This is a genomic window from Chromobacterium sp. FG89 (assembly GCF_057808735.1).
In genome coordinates this window covers 105,569-124,119 of sequence record NZ_JBMDIQ010000004.1, presented here as the reverse complement: position 1 = coordinate 124,119, position 18,551 = coordinate 105,569, and the positions used below count along the sequence as shown (strand labels likewise).

Sequence of the window (18,551 nt, the reverse complement as noted above, 5' to 3'; positions counted from 1 at the left end):
ATGGATGGCCCAATACCCGTGATGGAGCAATTGAAGCAGCTGAATCAAAACTTGATGGACGCCCAGCCGGATCAAACCGCGCTGTCCCATCTGGGCCAGCAACTGGCCCAGCAGTGCGCGGAAATGGATGCCTGTCTGCTGCAGGGCTTGATGGAACTGCGTGCCGCCCATATCGGCTTGCAAGCCATCCTGACCCTGCTGCAACGGCGCGATGAACCGCTGCTGTTCAGCAGCGATGAAGCGGTGGCGCTGCTGGAGCCGGTGCAACAGCGCTTGAGCCACGGCCTAAGCCGCATCAACCGCCTGGTGTAGCCGGGCCATCGCCAGGGAGCGCCCAGCGCTCCTTGGTTGTTTTATGCGCCAAAGCTTGGTAGCGCCTCACCATTTTCGGAAGTGTGCTGATTGGCACTTCCAGCTACATCATAATACCTAGCCCACCCACTATATCGATTTTTCCAATCTATAGTGAGTCGTTCATACCTCCTAAGTCCGCCGTATCCAGCATAAATAATTCATGACACCTACCAGTCAAACCCATTGAAAAATAATTCATTTTTCAACAAAATTTTACCATTCAAAACCTTGCGTTAAAATTTCAACGAATCAATGAAATTTTGCGTGTTCAATAGGTATTTTTACTATGAATTTATACTAATTTTGTTATTTTAAAAATTGGTCATATTTTTTAATAAATCCTAACAAAAACAACAAAAATTCATATTCTGAACAGCCACACACGATCAGAGCTTGATTTATATAAAATCACCTACCATTCTAATTACATCACCTCTACCAAGAACACTACTTAATCCATTTTACCCTTGAATTCTAAACATAGATTCGACTAGTGGCCCATAGGTTAAGTTGAGACAACTAATTCACAATCAAAGTATTTCAGTTGCACTAGTACCTTTACTCATGAAGAGGTAAGCAAAATGAAGCCAGTTACACGTACCCGGAGGCAAGCAAATTATTTTATCCTGCTCATTGCCATGGCGACCTTAGCTTGCATCCCGATTGCAGCATCCGCAGCCTGTACGGACAGTAAGGTCAAGCGTTTTTCGCAACAGGGGAGAACTGTTACAGCCATCTCTAGAGCCTGTGACATAGAGGTTGAAAAGGTAAGGAGCATCCTTGAGGAAGACTATGAGGAAGATGATAAAGATGAGTCTGGCCCAGCACTGCATAGAGAACAAGGGAACGCACCAAATACCAGACTTCGGCAGAATCAGGGTCTGAGCGCCGGCACACCGCTAGCCCCTTGCGGGTGCTGGGGACCTATTAATCCACAATACCATGAGCCAAATCAAACCTGCAGAAGTGGCTACGCGGTGCCACGCATGTGCCCACAATTATGTCCCTCTGGTGGGTACGCTTGGCAAGGAGTATGCAGTTAACAACCATACAGCCCCATTGATAAGACACTCCAGATCATGAAATACATTACCCTACACACTGCACTGGGAGTGCCTGTCCTCTTGCTGACAATGCAACTAACAACAGCCGACGACATGGCTCCGAATTGCCTCTATGGCACAACCACCCAAGGAGGAGAGAAAACGCCCATAGAGCCTTGTGTCGGTGATATCAAGCGCATTGGCTCAAACCCAGATGTTTTGGCTGTTATGCGTACGCTCAATATTCCCCGAAGTTCGGTCGTGTTCAAGGCCTGCCCAGGTGGGCGATTCTCTGCGATGCCAGATGGGGTCGATGACGGCAAGCGATTTGTGGTGCGATATCCCAGCAATGTGAAGTCTAACTATCTTGCACCGATAGTCCACGAATTAGGCCACGTACTACAGATGCGTTATGCAGGTGGCCTTGAAGCACTTAATCCAGAGGATAATTCACGTCGTATTGAACTTGGAGCCGACTTCCTTGCAGGCCTCGCATTCAATCTTTCTTTACATCGACTAACCACCAACGACTTCGAGACCAGCTTGCATTTAGTGGGATCATACAAATTGGAACGCGACGATCATGGAACGCCAGACAATCGAACAGTGGCATTCCGGCGCGGCGCCAACCGCCAATATCCTTATCCAGAGCTGACAATTGCAGAAGCATTAAACTATTGGTATCTCAATGATTACCCACTCTTATCCCGCTAGAGCATTTCACTTTTTTTTGGCCGTCTTAGCACTTACAAGTACAAATACATTGATGGCTACTGAATTAGAACTAGTCCGGTTAAATGCCTGTGATGATATTACTACAATGCTTAACAGCTTGAAACGACCGGCCGCTAGCTGTCGAACCGCGACGGACATCACTGAGCGAATTATACGCGACTTTGCCGCTGGCAATGACTCAAAGCTCTGCATCCTGAAGCACCCACCGCTCACTTCCCTCTCAGATTTCAGGTGCATTCAGGCATCCAACATGGGAGCACAGACTATAGCATGCTTCCGACCTGCAGCAGGTTCACTACTTTCTGACTATAAGGCAAATTATGTGTCCAAGTACTCCTCTCGTATCGCTAACTACCTTGAGGAGGCCAAGAGATGCCCAGGTTCGAACGGTGATGCATCAAGGGTTGTTGACACAACCTTTCCAACAATACTTATGCCAATAGCCAAGCACGATTTTGGTTTCAATGTTCAGTTCGGTGCAACCAAGCCTGCCGCTTCGCTAGTGAGCCATGGCTTTGCGCGAACCTCTCCGAAAGTATCTGATTATGGTCCAGAGGCTATCGAATACGTTACTTTTTCTAATGGAAAAATTACAAAGTTGGCTACACGCACCTCGATCGGAAACTGGAGATTACGAATAGACACTTCATCTGATTTTGCCAATCAATTTTTAAATAAAATCAAGCACCAAGGAATAAGTATCTATCTTGCTTTCTTTGACATTCGTATAGAAAGAGCTCCACGTGCCTTCGCACTACCCAAGACGCCATCTCTGCCCGATGAGCTTTCAAAAATTGTTGCCTCAAGATTTGACACTGAGGGCTTCAATGAAATGAGCGATGAAAAATTAATACAATATACCGGACAGACCCGAGAGGAGATAACAGAATCGTTGCAAAAAGGAATTTCGTTTGGCGCTCGTAAAATCATAAAAACTTGGAGGCCAAACATCCTCATACTGACAAAGATGTCCGGCATTCCATGTACACGAAATGGGAGGGGTGCAATTGGCACACTCATCTTTGCGTTGGATGGAGAGGAAAGTGTAAAAGCTGATTTTGGCAGCTTTTCGATAATGACACTCGGTCTAGGAGCATGTTCTTCAGTAGAAAATGCCAGCAGGGAATATATCCGCAACCTTATGCGTGAGTCTAAACAGGCTATTATCGATAATCTTGAGATTCACTAAAGGGGGCGTCAGCAGTTACGGTAATGTAACGCATATTTACACCCTAATGTAGGAGGCAACATGAAAACCATATACTCTCGTCGTAAGGCACTCCAAGTGGGGGCAGGCCTTCTAATTGGAGCTCTACCACTAAGACTTCTTGCCGAAAAGCCATATGCGGATCCTGAAGCAGCAGATCGTTGGCTGCGGTCTCTCCAACATGCTCCCGGCTCCGTCTCGGGTGCTTTGCATATGGGAAGATTCCGGGACCGAACCTACTGGCTCGACAAAGAAATCCGCTGGTCCCCAGGCCTAGGACAAGAAGCCCCTTCCGTAGTGGTACCAGCTGGCTTTGTAACGGACTTAGCAAGCATTCCCCGCGTATTCTGGTCGCTCTTACCACCTGATGGGGTTTATACCTTCCCTGCCATCATTCACGACTATTTGTACTGGACCCAAAAACAATCTAGGGAAACAGCAGATAAAATACTTTTCTATGGAATGAACGACATGCAAGTTCCTCAGCATGTAGCTCAAGCGATTTACTTAGCCGTTCGCTCTGGAGGGAAAATTGCTTGGTCAAACAATGCCAAGTTAAAAAAGAGCGGGGAAAGGCGCCTGCTGATCAAATTTCCTGAAGACCCAACAATCAAGTGGTCCGACTGGAAACGACATCCCGATTGCTGCTCCAGCATATGAAAAAGTATTATTGATTAAGTGGTTCCCGATACTAGTTTCGAAGTGACGCAGCCAATCTAATGTCTGTTTTACAGGACAGGTGAAAGGCTGCGCCTGGCCAACAGTTGAGCATCATTCTCAACTGACCACTCCCATTCAAGTCCCGCCCGCGCAAATAAACATTCAAGAAGAATGGGTATGGGTATGATAACAAAGATGAAATTACATAAACTCTCACGGCTCACCCCCTTGTCTGGCTACCTCCTCTCAGCGCATCAAAAAGCCATCCCCCTCCCCTTCCTGCAACGCCCCCGCCAAGGCCGTGCCCATGCCCTCGCGCCGGATACGCGCGTCCTCCGTGTCGATGATGTGTTTGGTGGCATTGGCCAGCGTCGCCTTGCCCTCATCTGACCCCACATCGTAATAGCCACTGTCCAGTGGCCTCATAACGAAGTCAACCGCCAGCACCCAAGGCCGCCCTCACCTCGCCGCCGGCGATGTCGAACAGCGCGCCTGCTGCCGGCGTCAGCCCCAGCATATGGATGCAGCCATGGACCATGCCGTCCAGCTGCCGCAGCGTCGCCTTGACGCCTGCCGCGTTCAGCCGCGCGGCGTAGTCCTCCGCCTCGCTGCGCAAGGGATCGAACTCGGCGGTCAGGATGGTCGCGCTCGGCAAGCCGTCCAGGCGGGTCGCCAGCAGCGGCGAGACATAGGGCGACGCCCCCTCCGCCTCCGCGGACAGATAGCTGGCGTAGCAGAAGCGCATCAGCTCACGCGTCAGATAATAACCGTCGCCGTAAGCCTGATAGGAGGCGCTGTCCATCTTGTGGCTCAAGGCCGGGTAGATCAGCAGTTGATGGGCGATGGGCGGGCCGCCGTGATCGCGCGCCAGCAGGCAGGCCGCGGCGGCGAGGTTGCCGCCGGCGCTGTCCCCGGCCACGCCCAGCCGCTTGGGATCCAGGCCGAGCGCTTGCGCGTTTTCAAACGCCCAGCACAAGGCGTCGTACACATCGCGCAGCGGCACCGGATAGCGGTGCTCGGGCGCCAGCCGGTAATCGACGGACAAGACCACGCAGCCGGTGGCCTGGGCCAGCGCGCGGCAGGGATTGTCGTAGACCTCGGCCGAGCCCAGGCACCAGCCGCCGCCGTGGGCGAAGACCAGCGCCGGCTGCGCCGCCGCGCGGGCCTCGGGCCAATAGCCGATCACCCGCAGCGGGTAGCCGTCCCGCGCCTTCACTTGGAACACCTCCACCCGCGCCACGTCTTCCAGCGGGCCCTGCTGTTGACGCAGCCCGGCGTCGGTGTCGGCGCGCAGCCGCGCCATGTCCACGGGCGCGCCGGCCTCGCCCGCCGCCGCCTGTTCCAGCCACTGCTGGATCTTGCTATCCAAGGGCATCTCAGTCCTCGCTTTCCAGGAAGGGCAGCAGTTCGGCGATGAACGCCTCAGCGGCCTCCTCCATGATGAAGTGGCCGCAATCCGGAATCACCACGCCGCGCAAATCGTCGGCCCGGCCGCGCATGGTGTCCAGCGGGGCCTTGCCGGTGGCGTGCTCGGCGCCGATGGCGAGCACCGGCATGGCCAGCTTGCTTTGCGCGCGCCGCTGGTTCTGACGAATGGTTTCGGGAATGGCCCGGTAATAGGCGAAGCCGCCGCGCAGGCCGCCCGGCGAGGAGTAAGCGTCGATATACACCTCCGCCGCCACCCGGTTACGCCGCCATGACCAGCGCTGGAACATGAAGTCCAGGTAGGCGCGCTCACGCCCGGCGATCAGCGTTTCCGGCAAGTCGGCCAACTGGTTGAACATGAAATGCCACAGGAAGATGTTTTCTTCCGGCGGCGCGAAAATCGACGGCGCCGGCGCCAGCCCGGGTATCACCGCCTCGGTCAGCGCCAGCCGGCTGACCACGCCGGGGTGGTCGCTGGCCAGCGCGTAAGCCAGCCACATGCCCACATCGTGGCCCACCACCTGGTAACGCTCATGGCCCAGCCGGCTCATCACCCGGTGCAATGTGGCGGCGACGGCGCCGGTGTCGTAGCCGCTGTCCGGCCGGCTGGACAAGCCGGTGCCCGGCGGATCCACGGCGATGGCCTGGAAGCCGCGCGCGGCCAAGGCGCGCATCACATGACGCCAGGCGAACCAGGTTTGCGGCCAGCCGGGGATCAGCAGCACCGGCCGGCCGCCTCCGGCGGTGACCACATGGACGCGCTGGCCGTCCAGCCGCACGTAGTCGTGAATGAAATCGGGTTCGGTGTCGATAAGGGGAAGTGCCGACATCTGTAGTCTCGCTGAAAAAGGGAATGGGAAGTCAGGCGATGCCCAGCATCGCGCGGATCTGCTGCTGATCGACCGCGGCGCCGGCGAAGTCGTCGAATACGCGCTCGGTCACGTGGATGATGTGGCGGTTGATGAAGTCGACGCCTTCGCGCGCGCCGTCCTCCTGGTTCTTGAGGCAGCACTCCCACTCCAGCGTGGCCCAGCCTGCGTAGTCGTATTGCGCCAGCTTGGAGAAGATCGCCTTGAAGTCCACCTGGCCGTCGCCCAGGGAACGGAAGCGCCCGGCGCGCTCCATCCAGCCGCTGTAGCCGCCGTAAATGCCTTGCCGGCCGTTGGGCCGGAATTCGGCGTCCTTCACATGGAACATGCGGATGTGCTCGTGATAGATGTCCAGGAAGGCGAGGTAGTCCAGTTGCTGCAACACCAGGTGGCTGGGGTCGAACAGCATCTTGCAGCGCGCGTGCCGGTCCACCAGCTCGTAAAAGCGTTCGAAGCTGGCGCCGTCGTGCAGGTCTTCGCTGGGGTGGATTTCGTAGCACAGATTGACGCCGTGTTCGTCGCAGACGTCGAGAATCGGCCGCCAGCGCCGCGCCAGTTCTTCGAAGGCGGTTTCAATCAGCCCTTCCGGCCGTTGCGGAAACGGGAACAGATACGGCCAGACGAAGGAGCCGGAAAACGTGCCCATCTCGCTCAGGCCCAGCCGCCGCGAGGCCTGGGCCGCCATCCGCAGACGCTCCAACGCCCAGGCGGCGCGCTCCGCCGGCTTGCCGCGCAGGCCGGGCGGCGCGAAGTTGTCGCACATCGCGTCGTAGGCCGGGTGCACGGCGACCAGTTGCCCGAAGATATGCGTGCTCAGCTCGCTGATCTCCAAACCGTGCGCGGCCAGCGTGCCGGTGATTTCATCGCAATAGTCCTGGCTGGCGGCGGCCCGCTCCACATCGATGAAGCGGCTGTCCCAGGCCGGAATCTGCAAGGCCTTGAAGCCGGTGCGCGCCGCCCAGCCGGCGATGCCGTCCAGGCTGTTGAACGGGGCTTGATCCGCGCCGAATTGAGCCAGGTGCAGGCTGGGTCCCTTGAGTGTTTTCATGTGTCGCCCTTAATTGTTTGTCGATCGACAAATAATAGGCGACGCCAAGGCTACACGTCAACGGCGGAGCGCGATAAAATTCCGCCCAAGAACAATCGAGCGAGGCGGAAAGATGGCGGGCAGGCCTAGGGAGTTTGACCGGGAACAGGCGTTGCAACAGGCGATGCTGGCCTTTTGGCGGCGCGGCTACGAGGGCACGTCGATGTCGGATCTGGTTGCGGCGCTGGGCATCGCCTCGGCGCGGATCTACGCGGCCTTCGGCAGCAAGGAGGGCTTGTTCCGCGAGGCGGTGGCGCGCTACGCCGCCGGGGACGGCGGCTTCGCCGATCTGGCGCTGCGCCAGGAGAGCGATGTGGCCGCCGCCATCGAGCGGATGCTGCGCGACGCGGTCATGCTCTACACCCGGCATGACGCACCGCAGGGCTGCATGGTGGTGTCGGCGGCCACCAATTGCTCGGAACAGAACGACGGCGTGCAGGAATGGCTGCGCGCGCAGCGCCAAGAGCGCACCCAATCGGTGACGGAGCGGCTGCGGCGCGGCGTGGCCGACGGCCAGCTGCGGCCGGACGCTGATGCGGACGCTCTGGGCGATTTCTACGCCGCGCAATTGCACGGCATCTCGGTGCAGGCGCGCGACGGCGTGCCGCGCGAGCGGCTCTTGGCCTCGGTGCGCGTCGCCATGGCCCCGCTTTGGACGGCGGCCGTCAAGGCCTGAGCCGGCGCTCGGCGCGTCGGCCGGGCCCTCCTATCCCGCGCCGGTCTGAGGCCATTCCGGGAACAGCGTCTCGGCCAGGTGCATCACGCGTATCGGCAAGCGGTGCGCCCAGGGGCGAACCTGGGCGGCGCAGCGGCGCCAATGCTCGTGGGTGAACATGCGGCTGGGCGCGCTGGCCACCCACACCGCCAGCACCAGCGCGGCGCGCAGGGTGTCCGGGTCGGTGCTCAAGCCCACGTTGACCTGGGCGGCGGCGTGTATGGCCTCGCTGGCCGGCAGCGGCGCGCCGGGCGCGAATCCCAGCCGCGCCAGGGCCGCGCTCACTTCCGGCGCGCGGACGGGTTCCGGCGCGCCGGAACGGGCGGCGGCCAGCAGCAGGCCGGCCGCCTGCGCCGCGCCGCCCAGCCCCCACTCCGCCAACAGCGCTTGCGCCGCGCTCGGCGCCGGCCAATCGGACGCATCCGAAACGTCGCCGTCGCGGTGCAGGCCGCGCTCGCCGGGATCGGATGCGGCCAGCGCCGCGTCCGGAAACAGCTGCGCCAGGGTTTGCCGCACCCGGCGCTCCACCGCCGGGGTATTGCCCTGGTGCCAGAAATTGAAGATCAGCGCGTCGCGCGGCTGTCGCGTCAACGCCGACACCGAGTGATAGGAATGCGCGCTCATCTCAAAGCCGAAGGCCATATTGGGATAGGGCCGGATGCTCTGGTAGACGGCCTCCGGCTCGTCGCCGGCGTGGATATTGAGCAAGCCGCCGTCTTCCGGCCGGTGGTCGCGGGTGAATTGCACCACCACGCGGTAGCCTTCGTAGCCCAGGCCGGGATTGTCGTTATGCACGCCGATGCGCTGGCCCGGCACCATGCGGTGCCCCAGCACCTGAATGTCGTCCGCGGACAGCGGCACCTCGAACAGGATTTGCATCTGCTCGCGCAAGGCGTCCAGAAACTCCTCGCGCACAAAGGCCGGCGCGTCCGGCCGCAGCTGATAGAGCCGGCGCAGATCCAGCCGGTAGGTGACGAAGAAATCCCCCACCCGCTCCTCCCAGGGCAGCGGGCCTCTGAGCACCGCGTCCGCCTGTTGGGCCACCGTCTCGTCGAAGGTGTCGAAGCAGAGGAAGTGGCGGTACGGTTGCTCGAAGAACAGCACGTTTTCCAACATGATCGCCCCCTATGCGCAATGTGCCGCGGCGTCGCGGCCGGCCAGCGCGCGGAACTGGTCCGCCCTCAGCGCCAGCGGCCGCCACAAAGCCTGTCCCAGCGCGGTCAGCGCCCGCGCCCGGGCCAGAGATTCTTCCATCTGGGCGCGCCAGTCTTCCAGCTCCGACACATTGCGCGCCAGCTCGCTGTGCACCGCGACGCCGGCCATGATCAGCCGGTAGTAGAAAATCAGCACGTTGACGAAGGCGTGGTGGGCCTTGAGGATGCCCAGCGTCGGCCGCTGCGCGCCGCGCGCCGGGGAATGGAAGGTTTCGCCCAGCGAGGGATCGCTCAGCGCGCCCATGGCGGCGAGCTGGTGCAGATAATCGTGGCTGACCTCATGCACCAGGGTTTCGGCGCAGCGCAAGGGGTCCGGATGGATGGTCATGTACAGCGCGCCGTTGAGCATGGAATAGCTTTCGCTGTTGAACTTGCCCGGTTCCAGCCGCAGCGGGGACACCACGCGCAGCAGACGGGCGATCCAGCGGTGGTAGGCCGGGGAATAACAGGCGATCAGCGTCATCGCCCGGTTCAAGGTGGCGGCGCAGCCCGGGCCGGCCGGGACGACCTCCGGGTCCGGGTTCAGCAGGCTGCGCGGCAAGGGCCGCAGCACGATGTCCGGCCCCGCCTCGCCCAGGGCGACGGCCGGCAGTTTGCGCGCTGGTCCCGTCACGCTGCGCCAGCTCTCGCCCTCGCGCTCGAAAGCGCAGCCGCGCTGCGTGTGCGCGGCGGTGTCCAGCCGGATTTCCAGCCTTTGCGCGTCGCCGCTGACGCGGTAGGCGACGGCGGCCGGCAGCGCGTAGCCGGCGAAGCCCAGCGCCAGCGGCCGGGACAGCCGCAGGTGGAATTCGCGGCCGGGCCGGTGCGCGGTCCAGTGCAGCGCGCATTGCAGGGCGCGCGACAGCAACAGGTCCGGCTGACGGGCCTCTTCATCTCGCAGCGCTTGCAGATTGCAAAACGGATGCGCGGCCAGCTCGGTCAGCCGCGCGGTCTCGGCCGCGTCGGCGTCGCCCGCGGACAGCATGGCGGCGGCCATCTCCGACAAGGCCGGGGCGATGCCGGGCGCGTGGCGCTGCAGCAAGGGCCGCCAATGCTCGAGAAAGGCGTTCAACTGCCGGCCGCGCAGCTGCCGCGTCCAGCCGGCGTGCCAGTCCTCGTCGAAGGCTTCGAAGGGGCTGGAATAAGCGCGGGCGATTTCAGGGGTCATCGCGCGATCTCCTCGATCGGGCTCGCCGCCGGCTTCAGCAGCGGCCGCAATGGCAACTGCAAGGCGTCCAGGAAGCGCCGCCCTGCCGGGCTCAGACTGCGCGCCCGCTCCAGTTCCGCGGCCATGCGCGGCAGCCAGTCGCGCAAGTCCGCCATGTGATGACGCCAGTCGGCGTCCGCCAAGCGGCCGTTGCGGCGCAAGGCGTCGAAAAACAGCGCCACATTGCCGAAGGCGTGGTAGGCCAGCAGCAGCATGAGGGCCGGACGCCGACAGCGCTTGACCGGGGAGTACAGCCATTCTTCCGCCCCGCGCTCGCTCAAGGGGAACAACCGGTCCAGCAAGTGGAAGTGCTGATGGCTGGCTTCGTGAACCAGGGTTTCCGCCATGTCCAGCGGCGAGGCGAACAGCGTCATCGACACCAGCCCCGGATAGTGCAGGCTGCTCCAGCTGGACACCAGGCCGCCGCTTTGCCTCAGCGGCCGGACCTGGCGCACCAGGCGGCGCACCCAGGGGCCGTAGGCCGGCGCGCCCTGCTCGATCAAGGCCAGCCCGGCGGCCAGCGCCCGGCCGGCCGCCGCGTCCGGCTCGCCGGCGGCCTGCTCGCGATCGTCCGGGGTGCGCACCGGATAGGCGGCCAGAACGGGGCTTCTGCCCGCCCCGCCCCATGGCGCCGCCGCGGCGCTCAGCGCCAGCCGCGAACCGTCCGCGCCGGCGGCCTTCAGCGTCAGCGTCCGCCCGTCCGCGACGACGCTGATCGCGCGGACGTCGGCGATCCGATCCGGCAGCGCCAGGGTGCGCGGCGGGCTCCAGCGCGCGCGCCATTCGCCGGCGACCCCGCTCAGGTGGGCGTGCCAGGCGATTTCCAAGGCGCAGGCCAACAGAAAGCCGGCGCGAGGCTGGCGCTCGGCCTGGGCCAGCGCGCCCAGCGCCGGGTGCCAGAGCCGTTCGAAATCCGGCTCCGCTTCTGCCAGCTCGCGCAGCGCCCGCGCCGCGCCGCCGGGCAAGGCGATGGCCGGCGCGACGCGCTCTAGGAAAACGCTCAGGCTTTGCCGCCAGGCCCGGGCCGCGCAGCTTTCCAGCAGCGCCAGCCCGTCCGGATCGCCCGGGCAGGCGGCGCTGGCGGCGAGATCGTCAAACGGGGTGGACATCGTCGCTGCCCGCGGTGAAGTCGAAAGCTTCCAGGCCGCTCACGGCAAAATCGCCGATCGCCAGCCCGCCGGGCCGGCGGCTCACCCGCTCGGCGCCGCCCAGCGCGGCGCGGAAGGCGGCGGAGCCGCCCAGCAGCCGCAAGCCGCCGTCCGCCAGCGGCTGGCCGTAAACCAGCCCCAGCCGCGGATGACGCAGCACCAGGCTGCGCAGATGGCGCGCCGTCGCCAGGCCGAAGCCGGGGTCGAGCCGGCACAGCGCCTCCCAATGGCGCATCGCCTGATCGCGGCTGGCCGCGCAGTCGGCGCGGCAGGGAAAGTGGCTGAGCAGATGCCAGCCGAACACGTCCAGCATGGTGTTGGTCCAGTAGGGCTGCGCGCCGCCGTCGCCGGCGAAAGCCGGCTCCAGGCGGGCGTGATGATGATCGCGATGCGCCAGATAGGCTTGCACGCAGCAATCCGGATAGCCCAGCAGGCGGCCGGCGATGACGTCGTTGTCGGTGAAGCGCGCGGCCAGCTCCGCCAGTTCGCCGTCGCGGGCGGCGAAGACGAAGGCGCGCGCGTCCGACGCGGCCGTCTCGTCGCTGGCCACGGCGGACACCACGTAGTCGTCGGCGTCCGCCACCGCCGGCCGCAAAGCCCGCTCCCAGCGCCGGGCGTGCAAGCCCAGCCGCCGCAGCGCGCCGATCACCGACTCCGCCTCGCGGTAGGCGCAGGACACCCGCGCCAGCGGCTTGACGCCGGCCAGGGTCAGCGCCAGGTCCACCCGCGCCGCCTGGGTCAGCTGCGGCAAGACGGCGCGCAAGCGTTCGGGCGAGGCGGACGCCCTTATTGAAACGCCACCAGATGCCAGCGTTCCGTGGGCAGTCTCGCCACTTCGCGCCCGTTCCGCGCGCTGAGCACGCATAAGTCCTCCTCCTGCCATGCAATGCAATCGCCCTGATCCAGCCGGGCCTCCGGCAGACGGTCGCTGGAACGCAGCGGCCGCCAGCCCTGATAAAACACCGCGTCGCCCACGGCGCCGCCGTAGAGCTGGGCGCCGAAATTGCCGTAACGCCGCGCCTCCGGCGGCTCTTCCTCGTCGCGCAGCAGCAGCGGCAGCGGCAGCAGGCGCTCCAGTTGCGCGGCGAAGGCCGGGGCGGCGTCGCGCAGGACCTCCAGCAGCGCCGCGGCGTAGTCGACGCTGGCGCGGCAGCCCAAGTGGCAGGGAAAGTGGGAAATCAGGTAATACGGCGAACCGCGCCCCACTTCCATCTCGGTCAGGAAGACATTGAGCCGCCAGTCGCGCCCGCCCGGAGTGCGCGCCACCCGCAGCAGATCCGTCATCGGCGCGGCGCCGAAGTATTCGTTGGCGGCGATGCAGCAGGCCGGGTAGCCCAGCGCCCGCCCCAGCGCCACATTGTCTTGCCGCCGCTGGGCGTCCAGCCCCCGCTCCAGGGCCTCCGCGTCCAGCGCGTAATAGACGCGCGCGTCGTTGCGGCTGAAGGCGGCGCGTTCCTCCGCGGTGGCGTGGCGGTAGCCCCAGTCGTCCGGCGGCGGCACGTATCGGCCGTGGCGCAGGCCGCAGGCGTCCAGCAGCGCGCACAGCCGCGCGGCGCTGTCGCGGCCGGCGGTGAAGCGCGCCAGCGGCTTGAGGCCGGCCAGCACCGCCAGCGCCTCCACCGCGATGCGGGCGCCTTCTCCGCCGGCTTGCAGTTCGCCGGCGATCCGGTCCCGGGCGCTCATTGGGTGCTCATCCGGATGATGGTCAGCGCCTGGTCGATGCGCTGCGGCCGCTCGCGCATCAGCTTCACCACGAAGTCGAACAGATGCCGGGTGCGCTGACAGCAGGAGCTGGTCAAGGGCTGCGGGTCCAGCGAGTGGGTCTCGCCCTTGCTGACGATGGGGGACACGCCGCAATAAGGCCGGTAGGCGCACACCTGGCAGGCGTCGTGCTCGCGCAGCGAGTAGGACACCAGCTGGCGCGCCTTGTCGGAGGTGACCGCGTCGGCGTAGCTGTCGGTGTGCACATTGCCGATGCGGAAATCGGCGTGGCCGCGGCCTTCGTCGCAGCCGTAGACATTGCCCAGATGATCGTAGGCCAGATTGCCCAAGACCATGCCGCTGGGGTTGCGGAAGTCCACGTATTTGACGTCGCGGTTGTTGAACAGCTTTTCCAGCGCCAGCGAGAAATAGCGTTCTTCCAGCAGGATGCCCTGGTCCCACAGCGAAAAGATGTAGTCCAGCGCGTCGCGCCAGGCGTCGAAGAACTCGTCCATCCCCATGCCCACGCTGTCCCACTTCCCCTTGGCGAAACCCATTTTCTGCACCGGGGAGAAGAAGATGGAGGACTGTCCTTCCGCCACCGCGAAATCGACGTATTCACGCAGCTTGTGCAGATTGTTGCGCCCCACCACGATCAGCGAAGGCACGTCCAGGCCGCGTTCGCGCATGCGGGCGCGGTTGCGGCGGATATCGTCCCAATGGCCGCGGCCTTCCCAATCCACGCGCAGCGACGGGTGTTCGGCGGCGTCGAACTCGATGGAGGTGGTGATATTGATGCGGCTGGCCGCCAGATAGTCCAGCACCTCGTCCGGCAGTTCCACACCGTTGCTGACGATGGAGAAGGACAAGGCGCGCTTGTGCGCCAGGTTCTTGATCATCGCGTAGGCGTGCAGATAGCGCACCGCGCCGAAGTTGAGCGTGGCTTCGCCGCCCTGGAATTCGAAATGGATGCGCGAGGACGGCGATTGGTAGGCGAAGTCGACGATGGCGCGGGCGGTGGCTTCGTCCAGGTCGTAGCGGGCCGGGTCCGAGCTGTCGCGCACCACGGCGGCGTGGCAGTAGGCGCAGCGCAGATTGCAGCGCCGCGTCATGCCGATGATGTGCAAGGCGGTGCCGGGAAAATAATTGGCGGACCAGTCTTCATAGGCCCGCATCACGCTGCCGGCGTTGCGCGCGGTGAGGATCAGGCCGCGCTCTTCCAGCAGATCGTGCAGCGCCGCGGGCAGGGCGATGCTGCGCAGCGCGCGGTACTCCTCCCGGCTCAACAGCGCCCAGCTGCCCTGGTCGCTGGACAGGAAGACGCCGTCGCCCACGTCCCGGGCGCGGTAATTGGGTTTCCAGCGGTCGCGCAGCCGGAAGTCGGCGAAGATGTCCTCCATGCCGGCCCGGTCCGGCTGGGCGGGCGCGGCGCGCGGCGCGCGCGCTTCAATCGGGCGGATCGGGGTGACGACGTGGTTCATGGCGGGCCTCGCAAACGGGTGGCGGGTTCAGGCGATCAGATAAAGTTGCGGATGCTGGCGCGAAAAACTGGCGATGACGCCCAGCGAGGACAGGTCCTGGTGATCGAACAGCACGCGCAAGAAGGGCTTGTCGCGCCGCGGCTGATAACGCTCCAGCGCGGCGACGCGCACCTCGTCTATCAATTCCGCCGGGATCTCGGCCAGGGGCCGCACCCAGTCCCGGCCGTGGCGGATCAGCGCGCCGCGCTCGGCGCCCGGACAGGCGTCGGCCAGCCGGCAGGCGCGGCAGGCGCGGGTTTTCTCGTACCAGGGATGGGTGTCCACCGCCGGATCGGAATCCCGGATCAAGAGATCGAGGAAATCCGGTATCAGACAGGGCGCCAGTTTCTCCAGCGTCACCGGCACGCCCAGCGCGCGGAACAGCGGCACGATGGTGCGCAGCCGTTCGCGCACCAGCGCCGGATCGGCGATGGAGTCGATGAATTTGCCGGTGCGCACGGTGCCGCTGAACTTGAGGCGCGACGAGCCGGCCTCCACCGCGGTCACGCCGGTGGCGAGCAGGTGTTCCACGTTTTCCGCCAGGATCACGATATTGGTCTGGATGTCGAAGCCCAGTTCGCTGAGGCGGCGGATGCCTTGCAGGGTTTGCCGGAACGCGCCCTCCCGTACGCCGTTGAGCTTGTCGTGCAATTCCGCGCTGTGGCCCATCAGGCTGGTGCGCACTTCCAGCCGGCCGTCGGCCATGGCCGCCAGCCGCTCCGCCGACGGGCGGTGGGAGAACAGCCGTACATTGGAGGCCAGGCTGACGCGGCGGCCGGTTTTCAAGGCCTCGCGCAGCACCTCCCAGAATACCGGGTCTATGGTGGGCTCGCCGCCGAAGATGTCCACCTCCTCGTCCGGCGCCGCCTGGTCCAGCTCGGCCACGATCTCCGCCAGCGGCCGGAAGGCGCGCTGGGCGATCTCGTCGTCCACGATGCAGAAGAAGCACTTATTGTTGCAGGAAGCCGTCAGCCGGATGATCATCGCCGTCGCCCCACGAAGAGGCCCGCAAGCGGGCCGCCAGGAAATCCGTCCCGACGCGGCTGGCCGCGCCGGGGTCCGCTCCGCCGCGCGGGCTATTTGACGCCGCGTTTCAAGGCCGCCTTGATCTGGGGGTTGTTTTCAATTTCCTTGAGCACCAGCGGGTCCTTGAGCGCGTCGCGCACCGCCGCCGGGTTCAGCGTGGTGGACACCGCCGGATTGGTGACCAGATCGCCCGGGGAAAACACGCTGGCCGCCTTGTCGTGGATATGGCCGTCGTTGTCGTGGATATTGCTGCGGTCGCTCCAGTCGCGGCTATGCCCGGCCGCCACCACCGAGCCGGCCAGCAAATCGCCGGACACCCGGGTCAGGTGGTCGAACTGGGCGCGCAAGCGCGCGACGTCGATCTTTTTCAATTCGGCGACCGTTGCGCTGTTGGCGCCGGCGTCCTTCGCCGCGGCGATGGGGTCCGACAAGAACTTGACGCGGAAATCGTTATCGCTCACCGCGCGCATCAGCAGTTTGTTCACTTCCGGTTGGGCCATGGTGTCCTCCTGGCTTGAGCTCTGTGACCGAGGCCTGCTTGGCGGCGCCCTCGTCTGGATGGAGCGGAAAGCGGCGGCGCGTGCTGCGACTGGAGGCAATATGCGGTCCGCGCTCCCAATCGGCTTCTTGCCGGCAAAGGGCTATTGCCGCTGAGCCGCAAAGCGGCCGCCGCGCCCCAGGGGAATCTCCGCACCCACCCAAATGCCTCGCCCATCCGCCTCGTCATCCAGCCGGCCTGCGTGTCACTGGAATGAAAAAGCGCCGACGGTTTTCGTCAGCGCTTTAACTATATTCATGCGTTTTTAGTATATCTGTACGTTAAATTACCTAAAACGAACTTTTATCGATGGCGCGCTCCGGCCGCTCCCTTCCGTCCAGCAGCCGCCAGCCGTCCTCGTCCGCCGTCAGCCAGCCGTCCAGATCCAGCGCGTCCAGAAAAGCGTCGTCGTGCGACACCACCAGCAGGCCGCCGCGGTAAGCGCGCAACATCGCCTCCAACGCTTGCAGCGACGGCAGATCCAGATGATTGCTGGGCTCGTCCAGCAGCAGCAGCGTCGGCGGCGGATCGGCGTAGAGCGCGCAGGCCAGCGCCGCCTTCAGCCGTTCCCCGCCGCTGAGCCGGCCGCAGGGCCGGGTCGCCCGCTCGGCGTCCAGGCCCAATTGAGCCAGCAACATGCGCAGCCGGCTTTCCCCCGCCGCGGGATTGGCCGCCAGCAATTGCTCGATCGCGCCGCGCCCGGGGTCCAGTCCGTCCAGATCCTGAGCCAGATAGGCGCAGGCGGCCGGCGCCCGCGCCTGTCCGGCGAGCGGACGCAATCGTCCGGCCAACACCTTGAGCAAGGTGGACTTGCCGCAGCCGTTGGCGCCGACGACGCCGATGCGGCGCCCGCCGCCCAGGCTGAGGTGAATCCGGCGCGTGGCCTCGGGCGCGAACGGCAGCGCCACCTCGTCCAGCGCGACGGCGACGCGCGGCAGCGCCGGCCCCTGCGGCAAGGCGTGCACGACGACCGCCGCGTCGTCCTCCGCCCGCCGGGCGGCCTCGCGCACCGCCTGGTCCAGCGCTTCCCGCGCCGCGGCCTGTTGCCGCCGCAGCTTGCCGGCGCTGTCCTCGCTGCGCTGCTGCTGTCGGTCCAACAGGATGCGGGCCTGGTTGGCCTCGCGGCCGCGCCGTTCGCCGCGGGCCTGCCGCCGCTCTTGCCGCTCCTGCTGTTCGCGCAGCGCCCGCTGGCCGCGCAAGCGCTCCTGTTTGCGCTGCTCCAGCGTTTGCAGCGCTCTCGCCTGTTCCCGCTCCTTGTGTTCGGCGTAAAAATCGTAAGCGCCGCCGTAGCCGGCCAGGCCCTGCGGCGACAGTTCAACGATGCGCTCCATGCCGGCCAGCAAGCGGCGGTCGTGGCTGATCACCAGCAGGCCGCGCGGCCAGAGGGACAGTTGTTCGATCAGCGCTTGCCGCTGGCTCCGGTCCAGATGATTGCTGGGTTCGTCCAGGATCAGGAAGTCGGCGTCGGACAGCATGGCCCCGCACAGCGCCGCTCGCGCGGCTTCGCCGCCGCTGAGCGCGTCGGCCGGCGTTTCCGGGCGCAGATGACCCAGGCCGAAACGCCGCCATTCCCGCTCCAAGCGTTGGCGCAGATCCCAGCGCTCGGCCAGCCGTTCGAAATCCCGCGCGTCGACGCTGCCGGCTTCGATGCGCGCCAGCGCGTCCAGCGCGCCTTGCAGTCCGGCAAGGCCGGCGGCGGTGTCGCCCCGGGGCGCGCCGGCCCGCTGCGCCAGATAATGCGTCGTCCCGCCGCGCAGACAGCGGCCGGCGCTGGGCCGCAGTTCTCCGGCCAACAAACGCGCCAGCACGGTCTTGCCCACGCCGTTGCGGCCCACCAGGCCGATGCGCTGAGCGTGAAACGCCATATTGAGATGACTGAACAGAATCCTGCCGTCGGGCAGTTGATAGGACACGTCGTCCAAAGTGAGATGGATAGGCGTCATGAAGCTTTCCAAAGGATGCCGAACATTCCCCTGCGCGCAGGGGGCGGAGAACGTGGCCGTCCAGGAGGACGGCGGCATCAATGGCGCATCGGACGAAGACCTCGGGAAAGAATGGGGCCGCGCAAGGGGCCGGCGCGGCGGCAAACAGTCATGGTAGCGCGCGCCGGGCCGCGCGCCAAG

At 64.2% G+C, this 18,551-nt stretch carries 18 protein-coding genes; 5 read left to right on the top strand and 13 right to left on the bottom strand.

Annotated features, from left to right (window positions below):
• The 4 genes from ACODRW_RS05475 to ACODRW_RS05460 all read left to right on the top strand — a co-directional run bounded on the left by ACODRW_RS05475 (position 1) and on the right by ACODRW_RS05460 (position 3,999).
• Entirely contained in the window at positions 1-312 is a 312-nt protein-coding gene (locus ACODRW_RS05475) for a hypothetical protein (RefSeq protein WP_488905320.1), read from the top strand.
• A gap of 1,121 nt (positions 313-1,433) precedes the next feature.
• Positions 1,434-2,111: a hypothetical protein gene (locus tag ACODRW_RS05470; RefSeq protein WP_488905319.1), complete on the top strand. Its 678-nt coding sequence runs from the start codon at positions 1,434-1,436 to the stop codon at positions 2,109-2,111.
• A 271-nt stretch (positions 2,112-2,382) separates the two neighbouring features.
• Positions 2,383-3,321, top strand: a complete 939-nt coding sequence (locus tag ACODRW_RS05465) for a hypothetical protein (protein ID WP_488905318.1) — start codon at positions 2,383-2,385, stop codon at positions 3,319-3,321.
• Between the two features lie 60 nt (positions 3,322-3,381).
• Complete coding sequence (locus ACODRW_RS05460; RefSeq protein ID WP_488905317.1) at positions 3,382-3,999, top strand: DUF1353 domain-containing protein; 618 nt, start codon at positions 3,382-3,384, stop codon at positions 3,997-3,999.
• A gap of 246 nt (positions 4,000-4,245) precedes the next feature.
• On the opposite strand, the gene ACODRW_RS05455 is transcribed toward ACODRW_RS05460, so the two are convergent.
• The 4 genes from ACODRW_RS05455 to ACODRW_RS05440 are packed head-to-tail and all read right to left on the bottom strand — an operon-like array spanning position 4,246 to position 7,341.
• The gene (locus ACODRW_RS05455; protein WP_488905316.1) at positions 4,246-4,425 is read right to left on the bottom strand and encodes a hypothetical protein; all 180 of its coding nucleotides are present in this window, start codon (positions 4,423-4,425) and stop codon (positions 4,246-4,248) included.
• Between the two features lie 7 nt (positions 4,426-4,432).
• Positions 4,433-5,374 (bottom strand): alpha/beta hydrolase, encoded by a 942-nt coding sequence (locus tag ACODRW_RS05450; RefSeq protein ID WP_488905315.1) that lies wholly within the window; start codon positions 5,372-5,374, stop codon positions 4,433-4,435.
• Between the two features lies 1 nt (position 5,375).
• Entirely contained in the window at positions 5,376-6,254 is an 879-nt protein-coding gene (locus tag ACODRW_RS05445) for an alpha/beta hydrolase (protein WP_253314092.1), read from the bottom strand.
• A 31-nt stretch (positions 6,255-6,285) separates the two neighbouring features.
• Positions 6,286-7,341: a sugar phosphate isomerase/epimerase family protein gene (locus ACODRW_RS05440; protein WP_488905314.1), complete on the bottom strand. Its 1,056-nt coding sequence runs from the start codon at positions 7,339-7,341 to the stop codon at positions 6,286-6,288.
• A 112-nt stretch (positions 7,342-7,453) separates the two neighbouring features.
• Between ACODRW_RS05440 and ACODRW_RS05435 the strand changes: the two genes are divergently transcribed.
• Positions 7,454-8,056 carry a TetR/AcrR family transcriptional regulator gene (locus ACODRW_RS05435; protein ID WP_227107533.1) on the top strand — a complete coding sequence of 201 codons (603 nt, stop codon included), beginning with the start codon at positions 7,454-7,456 and terminating at the stop codon, positions 8,054-8,056.
• 30 nt (positions 8,057-8,086) lie between these two features.
• Here the strand turns inward: ACODRW_RS05435 and ACODRW_RS05430 are convergent, their stop codons facing one another.
• From ACODRW_RS05430 to ACODRW_RS05390, 9 genes are all read right to left on the bottom strand, one after another.
• Positions 8,087-9,211 carry a 2OG-Fe(II) oxygenase gene (locus tag ACODRW_RS05430; protein WP_488905313.1) on the bottom strand — a complete coding sequence of 375 codons (1,125 nt, stop codon included), beginning with the start codon at positions 9,209-9,211 and terminating at the stop codon, positions 8,087-8,089.
• 9 nt (positions 9,212-9,220) lie between these two features.
• Complete coding sequence (locus ACODRW_RS05425; RefSeq protein WP_107798573.1) at positions 9,221-10,456, bottom strand: aKG-HExxH-type peptide beta-hydroxylase; 1,236 nt, start codon at positions 10,454-10,456, stop codon at positions 9,221-9,223.
• Positions 10,453-11,604 carry an aKG-HExxH-type peptide beta-hydroxylase gene (locus ACODRW_RS05420; protein WP_488905312.1) on the bottom strand — a complete coding sequence of 384 codons (1,152 nt, stop codon included), beginning with the start codon at positions 11,602-11,604 and terminating at the stop codon, positions 10,453-10,455. The genes ACODRW_RS05425 and ACODRW_RS05420 overlap by 4 nt, the downstream gene beginning before the upstream one ends.
• Positions 11,588-12,394: a hypothetical protein gene (locus tag ACODRW_RS05415; protein ID WP_488905311.1), complete on the bottom strand. Its 807-nt coding sequence runs from the start codon at positions 12,392-12,394 to the stop codon at positions 11,588-11,590. The genes ACODRW_RS05420 and ACODRW_RS05415 overlap by 17 nt, the downstream gene beginning before the upstream one ends.
• 35 nt (positions 12,395-12,429) lie before the next feature.
• Positions 12,430-13,326 (bottom strand): hypothetical protein, encoded by an 897-nt coding sequence (locus ACODRW_RS05410; RefSeq protein WP_107798576.1) that lies wholly within the window; start codon positions 13,324-13,326, stop codon positions 12,430-12,432.
• Entirely contained in the window at positions 13,323-14,825 is a 1,503-nt protein-coding gene (locus ACODRW_RS05405; protein ID WP_227107527.1) for a radical SAM/SPASM domain-containing protein, read from the bottom strand. Before ACODRW_RS05405 ends, ACODRW_RS05410 begins: the two co-directional genes overlap by 4 nt.
• A 27-nt stretch (positions 14,826-14,852) precedes the next feature.
• The gene (locus tag ACODRW_RS05400; protein ID WP_227107525.1) at positions 14,853-15,848 is read right to left on the bottom strand and encodes a radical SAM protein; all 996 of its coding nucleotides are present in this window, start codon (positions 15,846-15,848) and stop codon (positions 14,853-14,855) included.
• Positions 15,849-15,940: 92 nt separating this feature from the next.
• Entirely contained in the window at positions 15,941-16,390 is a 450-nt protein-coding gene (locus ACODRW_RS05395; protein ID WP_107798579.1) for a hypothetical protein, read from the bottom strand.
• 328 nt (positions 16,391-16,718) lie between these two features.
• Positions 16,719-18,371: an ATP-binding cassette domain-containing protein gene (locus ACODRW_RS05390; RefSeq protein ID WP_107798580.1), complete on the bottom strand. Its 1,653-nt coding sequence runs from the start codon at positions 18,369-18,371 to the stop codon at positions 16,719-16,721.
• Between the last annotated feature and the right edge of the window lie 180 nt (positions 18,372-18,551).